This is a genomic window from Rhodococcus pyridinivorans (assembly GCF_900105195.1).
Taxonomy (GTDB): Bacteria; Actinomycetota; Actinomycetes; order Mycobacteriales; family Mycobacteriaceae; genus Rhodococcus; species Rhodococcus pyridinivorans.
In genome coordinates, this window is sequence record NZ_FNRX01000002.1 from 1,815,999 (window position 1) to 1,828,018 (window position 12,020).

Below are 12,020 nucleotides of genomic sequence, written 5' to 3' on the forward strand. Positions count from 1 at the left end.
ATGATCCCGGCGCACGCCGATGTGGTGATCGTCGGCGGGGGAAGTTGTGGCTGCGTTCTCGCCGCCGGGCTCAGCGACGATCCGGACCGCACCGTGCTGCTGCTCGAGGAGGGCACGGCGTTCGGGTCGGCGTCCGCTGTTCCGCGCGAGATCCGTGACGCTGCCGTCCTTCCGGTTGGTCCGGAGAGCCCGTGGACGGCGGACTTTCCCGGACGGTTGACCTCGGACGTCCAGGCGACCGTGACGCGGGGCCGGGTGCTCGGGGGCTCCGGCGCGGTCAACGGCGCGTACTTCGTGCGTGCGCGGCCGGACGACTTCGCGTCGTGGCCCGCCTCGTGGTCGTACGAGGAGGTGCTGCCGTCCTTCCGGGCCGTCGAGACCGACACGGATGTCCCCGGCGACCTGCACGGAAGTTCCGGCCCGATACCGGTCGCCAGGGTGCCGCGCGAACGGATGCATCCGCTCTCGCGTGCCTTCGTCGACGCCTCCGAAAGTGCGGGATTCGCACCGGTCGCCGACCTCAACGCTCCCGGACCCGACGGGGTGGGTGCGGTTCCGTCGAACATGCGCGACGGCACGAGAGTGGGTCCGTTCCTCGCGTACCTGGCACCCGTCCTGGACCGGCCGAATCTGACGGTCGCCGGCGGGGTGAGCGCGACCCGAGTCGTGATGACGGGCGGTCGCGCGGTGGGTGTCGAGATCGCCGGACCCGACGGACCACGAACTATCTCGGCCGGACACGTGATCGTCGCCGCAGGCGCAGTGAGGTCCCCGCAGTTGCTGATGCTCTCCGGGATCGGACCGGCCGACGAACTGCGCCGGCTCGGCGTCGATCCGCTGCACGACCTTCCCGGGGTGGGCCGCGATTTCTCCGACCATCCGGAGTTCGCCGTCCCGTACCGATTCCGCCCGGGCCTCCCGTCGCACACGCTGCTGCTCGAGACGGTCCTGCACACCGAGAACCTCGAACTGCGCCCGTACACCGCGGCATTCGGTGCGGCGATCCCCGGCAGCGGTGTCGCCGATCCGGTGCTCGGCGTCGTCCTGACGCGCCCACGCAGTCGCGGACGCATCGTGCTCGACGAACGTGACCCGCGACGTCCACCTCTGCTCGACTATCGATACCTGACCGACCCGGCCGACCGGCAAGCTCTGGAGGAGGGTGTCCGGCTCGCCGCCGACCTCCTCGCCGCGACCACCGGCGTCGTCGAGGCCGGCAGCGTGGACGCGCGCGGCGGCAGGCTCGGAACGTCCCTGCACCTGTCCGGCACGTGCCGGATGGGCGACGACGAGCACGCCGTGGTCGACGAGTGGTGCCGCGTGCGCGGGATCGAGGGGTTGAGCGTCGTCGACACCTCGGTGTTTCCGCAGGTCCCCAGCCGTGGGCCGCACGCCACCGCGGTGATGCTCGCCCACCGCATCGCCGCGACCGCGAGGGATGCCCTGCCCCACACGGTGTGATCCCGACTACAGTGTCGGGGGAGGAGGCGCCGGTACATGACGGATCGTGGAATCGCGACGACCAACCCCTGGGTGGCACTCGACCCGGGAGCGGACGTGGCCGCGCACGCACGTGCGGTACTGCGCGCGCACGGCACGTTCGTCTCCGCCCGCGGCAAGGATCGGCTCGACGGGGTGCGCTCGGTGGTCCGCGACTCGTGGAGCCGGAGCCTGCAGCGCGGCATCGATCCCGACGTCGTCGAACAACCCGCACTGCTCTCCGGGCACGACCTCGAGGAGTACCGCGCCGGCCACCCCATGTCGCTGATCCGCCCGGTGGTGCGCAAGCTCCTCGTCGAGGACGCCGACGACAGTGGACTGCTCGTCGCCATCACCGACGGACAGGGACGGCTGCTGTGGGTCGAGGGCGATCACGCCGCGCGCGACCGCGCCCTGTCGATGAGCTTCGTCGAAGGGGCCGACTGGAGTGAGGACCGCGTCGGCACGAACGCTCCGGGAACGGCTCTCGCCGTGGATCATTCGGTGCAGATCTTCGGCGCCGAGCATTTCAACCGCACGGTGCACGAATGGAGTTGTTCGGCCGCTCCCGTGCACGACCCCACCAGCGGCCGGGTCCTCGGTGCCATCGACATCACCGGTGGGCACCGCGTCGCCGCGCCCGAGGTCCTGCAACTCGTCCGCGCGACGGTCGCGGCGGCGGAGGCCGAACTGCGGTTGCATGCCCTGAGCGGCCGCCCGTTGTTCCCGTCGGCGACGCCGCGCATCGAGACGATCGGCGCCGGGCGGCCCGCCCTGCACCGCGGAGGCGAACGCGTCGGCCTGTCCCGCCGGCACGCCGAGATCCTGCTGATCCTCGCCGATCACCCCGAAGGCCTGAGCTCCGACAGGCTCGCGATGCTGCTCGACGAGAACGAACTCGACTCGGTGACCATCCGCGCCGAGATGTCGCGCCTGCGCAAGGTGCTCGGGGCCGAACACCTCGGATCGCGGCCCTACCGGCTGCTCACCACGCTCGACACCGATGTCGCGGACGTGCGCCGCGCACTCGACCGCGGCGACGTGGCCTCGGCGGTCCGCCTCTGTACCGGGGAGATCCTGCCCGGATCGGTGGCGCCGGGCATCGAGGAGATCCGCGACGAACTCCGCTCGGGCGTGCGGGCGGCGCTGTTGCGCTGCGGCGAGGAGCATCTGCTCGCGCAATGGACCGCGTCCGTCCACGGCCGCGAGGACATCACCGCCTGGGCGGCCTACCGGGCATCGATCGATCCCCGTTCGCCCCGCTTCGCGCAGGTCGACGCCACATTGACCCGATTGGACAGGCAGCTCGCAACGTAGTTGCAACCCTCGCGTTCGTAGTGTTTCGGATCACATACCGACCGCTCGACGCTGCAGGAGATGCACATGACCGTGTACGCCCGCCCCGGTTCGCCCGACGCCCACATGTCCTTCCAGTCCCGGTACGACAACTGGATCGGCGGCCAGTGGGTGCCCCCGGTGAAGGGGGAGTACTTCGAGAACGTCACCCCCGTCACCGGCCAGGTGTTCACCGAGGTCGCTCGCGGCACCGAGGAAGACATCGAACTCGCGCTCGACGCAGCCCACGCCGCCGCGCCGGCCTGGGGGAAGACCTCGCCCGCCGAACGCGCTGTGATCCTCAACAAGATCGCCGACCGCATCGAGGAGAACCTCGAGTCGATCGCCCTCGCCGAGTCGTGGGACAACGGCAAGCCCATCCGCGAGACCCTCAACGCCGACATCCCGCTCGCGATCGACCACTTCCGCTACTTCGCGGGAGCCATCCGCGCGCAGGAGGGTTCGATCTCCGAGATCAACTCCGAGACGGTCGCCTACCACTTCCACGAGCCGCTCGGCGTCGTCGGCCAGATCATCCCGTGGAACTTCCCGATCCTCATGGCCGTGTGGAAGCTCGCGCCGGCCCTGGCCGCCGGCAACGCGGTGGTCCTCAAGCCCGCCGAGCAGACACCGGCGTCGATCCTGCACCTGATCTCGATCATCGGCGACCTGCTGCCGCCCGGCGTGGTCAACATCGTCAACGGTTTCGGTGTGGAGGCGGGCAAGCCGCTCGCGTCGAGCCCGCGCATCCGCAAGATCGCGTTCACCGGTGAGACCACCACCGGCCGGCTGATCATGCAGTACGCCTCGCAGAACCTGATCCCGGTCACCCTCGAACTCGGTGGCAAGAGCCCGAACATCTTCTTCTCCGACGTGCTGTCGGCGAACGACGACTACCAGGACAAGGCGCTCGAAGGCTTCACGATGTTCGCCCTCAACCAGGGTGAGGTGTGCACGTGCCCGTCGCGTGCGCTGATCCAGCAGGACATCTTCGACGACTTCCTCTCGCTCGCCGCGGTCCGCACCAAGGCCGTCCGCCAGGGCGATCCGCTCGACACCGACACGATGATCGGCGCTCAGGCCTCGAACGACCAGCTCGAGAAGATCCTGTCGTACATCGAGATCGGCAAGAGCGAGGGTGCCAAGGTCATCACCGGTGGTGAGCGCGCCGATCTCGGCGGCGACCTCTCGGGCGGCTACTACGTGCAGCCGACGATCTTCCAGGGCAACAACAAGATGCGCATCTTCCAGGAGGAGATCTTCGGCCCGGTCGTGTCCGTGACGTCCTTCAGCGATTTCGACGATGCGATCTCGATCGCCAACGACACCCTCTACGGTCTCGGTGCCGGTGTGTGGTCCCGCGACGGTGGCGTCGCCTACCGTGCCGGTCGCGCCATCCAGGCCGGCCGGGTGTGGACGAACACCTACCACCAGTACCCCGCGCACGCGGCCTTCGGTGGTTACAAGCAGTCCGGCATCGGCCGCGAGAACCACCACATGATGCTCGACCACTACCAGCAGACGAAGAACCTCCTGGTGTCCTACGCCCCCAAGGCACAGGGCTTCTTCTGATCCGAACTTCGGCGCCTGTCACGTCCGCACGACGTGGCAGGCGCCGTTGCCATACGCTCGGAACACCGTGCACCCCAACGGAAAGGCAGGCCTGTGACCGTCCCGCGAATCGTGGCGACCGTCGATGCCGTCGCCCTGCTGCGCCGCCTCGCGCAGCGCAACGGACCGCTCATGATGCATCAGTCCGGCGGATGCTGCGACGGCTCCGCGCCGATGTGTTATCCCGACGGCGATTTCGTCGTCGGCGACTGCGACGTGCTCCTCGGAGTCCTCGACCTGCGCCTCGGGGCAGGGGAGACCCGCTCCGATCCGCCGGTCGGCGCGGACGCCGTGCCGGTGTGGATCTCCGGTTCGCAGTTCGAGGCGTGGAAGCACACCTGTCTCGTCCTCGACGTGGTGCCCGGGCGCGGCTCCGGGTTCAGCCTCGAGAGTCCGGAGGGGGTGCGGTTCCTCAGCAGGGGGCGCGCGTTCACTTCCGACGAAATGGCTCTCCTGGAAGCCCACCGGCCACTCACCGGGCGGGACCGGGAGGCCGGCGTGGAGCCCGCCGTGTCCGATGTGCCCACCGTGGTCGCCGAGGCCGCCGACGCGTGCCCGGTACCCGGCCTGTCCCCGTGATCCCATCTGCGTGATCCCATCGGGAGGAGGGTGACTCGCCTGCCGGTTGCCGGTGTGCGTCAGAATCGGGACGGAATCCGTCCGGATTCCGGACGACGACGTGGGCGCCCGGCGGGTGCGACGAGGAGTGGGCATGGCCTTCGCAGGCAACGTGGACGAACTGGCACTGCTGCAGACGGTGCGCCTGAAGAAGCAGGTCACTGCCGAGGTGATCGCCGCGCACCTCGGTGTGTCGGTGGCGGCCGGCCAGGCTGCGGTGGCCGCGCTCCTCGAACAGGGCAAGGCGTCGGAGAACGGCGGCGGCATCAGCCTCACCGACAAGGGCACCTCCGAGCTGAACGATCAGCTCGATGCCGAACGGGTCTCCATCGACGAGGATTCGATCTCGGAGCTCTACGACCAGTTCCTCCCGCTCGACGAGGAGCTGAACACGCTCCTCGAGAACGCGGACGCCGACGGATTCGTCGACGGCCTCATCGACCTCGACCGCCGGGCGCAGAGTCTGTTCGACGACGTGTCGGCGTTCGTGCCGCGCCTGTCGCGCTACCAGGACCTGTTCGCCGAGGCCCTGGAGAAGATCAAGGGCGGCTCGCTGGCGTGGGCCACGGCCGCCAACATCGACTCCTACGCCTCCGTGTGGGGCGAGATGCGCCAGGAGATCGCGGGCGCCGCCGGCCGCTGACAATTTCGTTCGTTCGGCGCACTATGTGATGCCGGTCACCTCTACCCCCCTTTCGGGGGTGGTGCGGGGGTGACCGGCATCACTACGTTTCGTTCATCCGCCGAGGCGATCACGCCCGCGGTTCGAACGGACAACGGAGGACTCACGTGACCAGTGTGTCGACCCCGGGGGCTGCCGAACCCCCCGTCGCCGGACCGGTGGGACGTTCGCGTCCCGATCCATCCACACCCCGCCACGCGGGCCCCTCGAAGGAAGGGCCCGGTATCCGGCGCGTCGCCGTCGCCAGCTGCATGGGCACGACGATCGAGTTCTACGACTTCTTCATCTACGGCACCGCCGCAGCGCTCGTCTTCCCGACGGTCTTCTTCCCCGCGCTCGGATCGACCGCAGGTACCGTCGCCTCCTTCGCGACCTTCGCCGTCGCCTTCATCGCCCGCCCCGTGGGCGCAATGCTGTTCGGGCACTTCGGCGATCGCATCGGACGCAAGAAGACGCTGATCTCCACGCTGCTGCTGATGGGTATCTCCACCCTGCTCATCGGCCTCCTGCCCGGCGCCGAGACCATCGGTGTCGCCGCCCCGATCATCCTCGTGCTGCTGCGATTCGCCCAGGGCTTCGCAGTGGGCGGTGAGTGGGCCGGTGCGACCCTGCTCACCGCCGAATACGCGCCACCAGGCCAACGCGGTCTGTACGCGATGTTCCCGCAGCTCGGTCCCGCCATCGCATTCGCCCTGTCGAGCGGAACCTTCCTGTTCACCGGTCTCGCCCTCGGCGACACCAACGACGCCTTCCTGAACTACGGCTGGCGGATCCCGTTCCTGCTCAGCATCGTTCTCGTCGGCATCGGCCTCTACATGCGCCTCGCCATCGAAGAGACTCCTGTCTTTCGTGCGGAGCAGGAAGCCCGCCGTAGTGCCCCGGCCGCCGAGATCGAGGCCCCGCGCCGGCTGCCCTTCCTCGACGCGTTGCGCTACCAGGCCAAGGAGATCTTCCTTGCCGGCGGCGCGCTGGCCATCATGTTCGCCTTCTTCTACATGGGCACGGCCTACCTGACCAGCTACGCGACGTCCGAGCTGGGATTCGACCGGCCGTTCGTCCTGGTGGTGGGCATCGCCTCGTCGCTCGTCTTCGGTCTCGCGATCGTGCTGTCCGCGCTGTATTCCGACCGCTTCGGGCGCAAGAAGGTCATCATGGTCTCGTGCGCCTTCTCCGTGGTCTGGGCACTGGTGTTGTTCCCGCTCCTCGACACCGGCTCACCGATTGCGTTCGTGCTCGGAATGATGATCACCCTCGCGATCTTCGGTATCGCCTACGGGCCGTGCGGAGCACTGCTGCCCGAGATGTTCGCGACCCGCTACCGCTACACCGGTGCCGGTCTGGGCTACAACTTCGCCGGTGTCCTCGGCGGCGCCATCCCGCCGATGATCGCCGCACCGCTCGCCGCCTCCTACGGCGGTATCGCGATCGGGATCATGCTGGCCGGAATCGGCCTCGTGAGCCTGGTCTGCACCGCGGCGCTCGTGGAGACCCGCGACCGGGCCCTCTGATCCACCGCCCCACCGATCCACCCCCGGTGGCGGTCGTCCGGCAGCAGCCCGACGACCGCCACCACAGCCGTTTCCCCGCCTCGTGAAGGAGAATGCGATGTCCGGCCTCGACGTCGACCGTCTGCCCAGCTATACCCAGGGTGCCTGGGACGTCCCGCTGCTCGGCGACACCATCGGCGACAACCTCGACCGCACCGCCGCCCGCTTCGGCGACCGTGAGGCGCTCGTCGATTCTGCCGCCGGAAAGCGCTGGAGTTACACCGAATTCGCCGCGGACATCGACGTGCTCGCGCTCGGTATGCTGCGGGCGGGCATCACCAAGGGTGACCGCGTCGGAATCTGGGCACCCAACTGCTGGCAGTGGGTGCTCGTGCAGTACGCGACCGCGAAGATCGGGGCGATCCTCGTCAACATCAACCCCGCCTACCGCTCGCACGAGCTGCAGTACGTCCTCGAGCAGGCCGGTGTGCGGATGCTGGTGTCCGCCCCGACGTTCAAGACCTCCGACTACGCGCAGATGATCGAGACCGTCCGGCCCAACTGCCCCGATCTCGAGGACGTCGTCCTGCTCGACTCGCCGCGGTGGGACGAACTCGTCGACTCCGGCCGCGCCGCGCTCACCGAGGACCGGGCACCGCTCGACGCGGCCCAGGCCTCGTTGTCGCCCGACGATCCGATCAACATCCAGTACACCTCGGGCACCACCGGTTTCCCCAAGGGCGCCACCCTCAGTCACCACAACGTGCTCAACAACGGTTTCTTCGTCGGCGAGCTGTGCCACTACACCGAACGCGACCGGGTCTGCATCCCCGTCCCGCTGTACCACTGCTTCGGGATGACGATGGGCAACCTCGCGTGCACGAGTCACGGCGCGACCATCGTGTTGCCGGCGCCGGGATTCGACCCCGCTGCGACGCTCGGTGCGGTCGCCGAGGAGAAGTGCACGTCGCTGTACGGCGTGCCGACGATGTTCATCGCCGAACTGGCCGACCCCGGATTCGACAACTACGACCTGTCGAGTCTGCGGACCGGAATCATGGCGGGATCACCGTGTCCGGTGGAGGTGATGAAGCAGGTGATCGACCGGATGGGCATGAGCGAGGTCTCCATCTGCTACGGCATGACCGAGACCTCCCCGGTCTCGACGCAGACCCGCAGCGACGACAGCATCGAGCGGCGCGTGAGCACCGTCGGTCGTGTCGGCCCGCATCTCGAGGTGAAGGTCGTCGACCCCGTCACCGGACTGACGGTGCCGCGCGGCGAACCCGGCGAACTATGCACCCGCGGTTACTCGGTGATGCTCGGCTACTGGGATCAGCCCGACAAGACCGCCGAGGCGATCGACGCGGCCCGATGGATGCACACCGGCGACATCGGCGTCATGGACGAGGACGGGTACGTCTCGGTGACCGGCCGGATCAAGGACATGGTCATCCGGGGTGGGGAGAACATCTACCCCCGCGAGATCGAGGAATTCCTCTACACCCACCCGGACATCCTCGACGCCCAGGTCGTCGGCGTGCCCGACACGAAGTACGGCGAGGAACTCATGGCGTGGATCCGGATGCGCGAGGGCGCCGAACCGCTCGACGCCGATTCGCTCCGGACGTTCTGCACCGGCAAGCTCGCCCACTACAAGATCCCGCGCTATGTGCACGTGGTCGAGGAGTTCCCGATGACGGTGACCGGGAAGGTCCGCAAGGTGGAGATGCGCGAGCAGGCGATCGCCTTGCTCGAGGCGACACGAGCGGACGGGGGCCGGTGAGACCACGGCCCTGCCGGAGAAGGATGTTCACTCGACAGGCACGTCGAATCCGCCTCGTGTGAGGGGTTCATGATCGACACTGATGGGGTACATGGTCGTCGAGGTTGCGCCGCCCCGGGTGCGGCGCCGAACAGAGAGGCTCACCATGGGACAGATCATCGGCACGATCATCTTCGGCGCAGTCATCGGTATCCTCGCCAGGTTGGTGATCCCCGGTAAGCAGGCGATGGGGATGCTCATCACCATCGTCATCGGCATCATCGGTGCGCTGATCGGTTACTGGATCTGGGGTCTGATCTCGTCCGAGGGGAACGAGAACACCTCCGGCATCGACTGGATCCGCTGGATCATCTCCATCGCCGTCGCTGTGGTGCTCACCCTCATCTACACGTCTGCGACGCGCGAGCGGCGGTAGCCGAGAGTCCTCGCGCGAGGCTCCGTTTCGGACGTCTCGGACGTCGTGCACGGGCAGTCCGTCCGTGCACGACGGTTCCCGGCCGGTCCGGGCGGGCCTTCGTCCGTGTTCAGGTACGGTCCCGGACCGGGAGGTGAACTGTGGTGGAACCGCAATGGACTCCGACGGACGTCGACATCGAGCAGGCGAACGTCACCGGATTCACCCGGTTCGTCGAGGAGAGACACGGACTCGACCTGCCCGGCTACCGGGCGTTGTGGCAGTGGTCCGTCGACGAGCCCGGCGCATTCTGGCAGGCAGTGTGGGACGCCTTCGACGTCGTCTCCCACACCGACCCCGGCCCGGCTCTGGCCGACGCCTCCATGCCCGGTGCCGTGTGGTTCCCGGGCGCGCGACTGAACTTCGCCGAGTACGTCTTCCGGGAGCGTCCCCCGGACGAGGCCGCCATCGTCCACCTCGACGAGGAGGGACGCCGGCGCGAGGTCTGCTGGTCCGAACTCGAACGCCGGACGGCCGCGCTCGCCGCGACGCTCCGCGCGCACGGGGTGGGGGAGGGTGATCGTGTCGTCGGCTACCTGCCCAACATCCCCGAAGCGATCGTCGCCCTGCTCGCCACGGCGAGCATCGGGGCCGTCTGGGCCGGATGTGGACAGGACTACGCCGCACCTGCGGCGATCGACCGTCTGGGCAGACTCGAACCACGAGCACTCGTCACGGCAACCGGATACCGCTACGCAGGACGGCGGCACGACCGCGTCGACGAGGTGGACGTACTCCGCGCCGCGATGCCTGGCCTCGCCCTGACGGTCGTCGTGTCGGAGGAGGAGACATCGTTCGACACGTCCGGGTTCGACACGTCCGGGCAGACCGGGACCGTTCTGGACTGGCGGGACGCTGTCTCCGGCGACGCCGCTCTCGAACCCCTACCCGTTCCCTTCGACCATCCGTTGTGGGTGGTCTTCTCCTCCGGCACCACCGGCCCACCGAAAGGCTTGGTGCACGGCCACGGTGGTGTGCTGCTCGAACACCTCAAGGCGTTGTCGCTGCACCTCGACCTCCGTCCCGGCGACCGCTTCCTCTGGTACACCAGCCCGAGCTGGATGATGTGGAACTTCCTGCTCTCGGGGCTGCTCGTGGGATGCACCGTCGTCACCTACGACGGCGCCCCGTCCCATCCCGAGGTCGATCGCCTGTGGCGGATCGCGGCCGAGGAGAACGTCACGGTGCTCGGGACGAGCCCCGGCTATGTGCTGGCCTGCATCAAGGCCGGTGTCGTCCCGCAGGACGACCACGATCTGTCGGCCCTCCGCGGCGTCGGGGTCACCGGGTCGACGCTGCCCGCCTCGTCGTCGGCGTGGCTGTCGGACAACGCCGGCGAGCACGTGCAGGTGATGTCGATCTCCGGCGGGACCGACGTCGTGACGGCCTTCGTCGGCGCCGTCCCCACGGTGCCCGTGTGGCCGGGAGAGATCTCGGTGCCCTGCCTCGGCGTGGCGGTCGACGCCTTCGACGAAACGGGGCGGCCGGTGCGCGGAGAGGTCGGCGAACTCGTGGTGACCGTCCCCATGCCGTCCATGCCCGTGCGGTTCTGGAACGACCCGGACGGCAGTCGCTACCGCGATGCGTACTTCTCCGTCTATCCGGGTGTGTGGCGCCACGGCGACTGGATCACGATCACCGAGCGCGGAACCTTCGAGATGCACGGCAGGTCCGACTCCACCCTCAACCGCCACGGTGTGCGGATGGGCAGTGCCGATATCTACCAGGCCGTGGAGAACCTGCCCGAGGTCGTCGAGTCGCTCGTCCTCGGCATCGAACAACCCGACGGCACGTACCGCATGCCGCTGTTCGTCGTCCTCGCCGAGGGCGTCACGCTCACCGACGACCTGAAGGAACGGATCCGTGCGGCCGTGCGCGAGCACGCCTCGCCCCGGCACGTGCCCGACGAGATCGTCGCCGCGCCCGGGGTGCCGCACACCCGCACCGGTAAGAAGCTCGAGGTTCCCCTCAAACGGATCCTGCAGGGAGCCGATCCCGGCCGCGTCGTCGACCGCACCGCGATCGACGAACCCGACCTGCTCGACTGGTACCGCGACCAGGCGTGATCCGGGGCACACCATGAGCGTCACCTAACTGGACAGTCCCCGTCCCGAATGGTCGGATTGCGCCCATGGACATCGCCATCAAGATCTTCCTCATCCTGCACTTCATCGGCCTCGCGGGCATCATCGGTTCGTGGCTCGCGGTCATCAAGGAACCGCGCGTCGTCGCCGGCATGCTGCACGGCGCCATCCTGCAGGTCGTGACGGGTCTGGCCCTGGTCGGTCTGCGGGAGGCGCAGGACGTCGTCGAGGTGAACCACATGAAGATCGGCATCAAGCTGCTGGTCGCCCTCGCCGTGCTCGTCGTGGCGTTCATCGGCCTGAGGAAGGAGAAGCAGAATCCCGGCTCGACCGCGACGCTCGCCCACGTCGCCGGTGGTCTGGGCATTCTCAACGTGATCATCGCCGTGGCGTGGACGTGATCGTCCGCACTCGGGTGACAGCTGGTCGGCGCCGGGTGGGCACCCTGTAGATTGGGACCGATGCGTATGTCATGGGCTCCGGT

The 12,020-nt window shown here is 68.3% G+C and carries 10 protein-coding genes; all 10 read left to right on the forward strand.

All coding sequences use genetic code 11. From position 1 onward, the window contains the following. The 10 genes from mftG to BLV31_RS09065 all read left to right on the forward strand — a co-directional run bounded on the left by mftG (position 1) and on the right by BLV31_RS09065 (position 11,937). The gene (gene mftG / locus BLV31_RS09020; RefSeq protein WP_019291274.1) at positions 1–1,461 is read left to right on the forward strand and encodes a mycofactocin dehydrogenase MftG; all 1,461 of its coding nucleotides are present in this window, start codon (positions 1–3) and stop codon (positions 1,459–1,461) included. A 36-nt stretch (positions 1,462–1,497) separates the two neighbouring features. After that, positions 1,498–2,796, forward strand: a complete 1,299-nt coding sequence (locus tag BLV31_RS09025; protein ID WP_064060472.1) for a GAF domain-containing protein — start codon at positions 1,498–1,500, stop codon at positions 2,794–2,796. Between the two features lie 66 nt (positions 2,797–2,862). Beyond that, positions 2,863–4,386, forward strand: coding sequence for an aldehyde dehydrogenase (adh, locus tag BLV31_RS09030; protein ID WP_006553532.1), 1,524 nt, complete (start codon positions 2,863–2,865; stop codon positions 4,384–4,386). A gap of 93 nt (positions 4,387–4,479) precedes the next feature. Continuing rightward, positions 4,480–5,004 carry a DUF779 domain-containing protein gene (locus BLV31_RS09035; RefSeq protein WP_006553531.1) on the forward strand — a complete coding sequence of 175 codons (525 nt, stop codon included), beginning with the start codon at positions 4,480–4,482 and terminating at the stop codon, positions 5,002–5,004. A 133-nt stretch (positions 5,005–5,137) separates the two neighbouring features. Further along, on the forward strand, positions 5,138–5,686 hold the full coding sequence (locus BLV31_RS09040; protein ID WP_006553530.1) for a hypothetical protein: 549 nt from the start codon (positions 5,138–5,140) through the stop codon (positions 5,684–5,686). Between the two features lie 146 nt (positions 5,687–5,832). Beyond that, positions 5,833–7,233: an MFS transporter gene (locus BLV31_RS09045; protein WP_006553529.1), complete on the forward strand. Its 1,401-nt coding sequence runs from the start codon at positions 5,833–5,835 to the stop codon at positions 7,231–7,233. 97 nt (positions 7,234–7,330) lie between these two features. After that, the gene (locus BLV31_RS09050; protein ID WP_039584744.1) at positions 7,331–8,998 is read left to right on the forward strand and encodes an AMP-binding protein; all 1,668 of its coding nucleotides are present in this window, start codon (positions 7,331–7,333) and stop codon (positions 8,996–8,998) included. A 145-nt stretch (positions 8,999–9,143) separates the two neighbouring features. Then, on the forward strand, positions 9,144–9,413 hold the full coding sequence (locus BLV31_RS09055) for a GlsB/YeaQ/YmgE family stress response membrane protein (RefSeq protein ID WP_016932945.1): 270 nt from the start codon (positions 9,144–9,146) through the stop codon (positions 9,411–9,413). A 143-nt stretch (positions 9,414–9,556) separates the two neighbouring features. After that, positions 9,557–11,518 (forward strand): acetoacetate--CoA ligase, encoded by a 1,962-nt coding sequence (locus BLV31_RS09060; protein WP_064060473.1) that lies wholly within the window; start codon positions 9,557–9,559, stop codon positions 11,516–11,518. A gap of 65 nt (positions 11,519–11,583) precedes the next feature. Then, positions 11,584–11,937, forward strand: coding sequence for a hypothetical protein (locus tag BLV31_RS09065; RefSeq protein ID WP_006553525.1), 354 nt, complete (start codon positions 11,584–11,586; stop codon positions 11,935–11,937). The last annotated feature ends 83 nt before the right edge of the window (positions 11,938–12,020 follow it).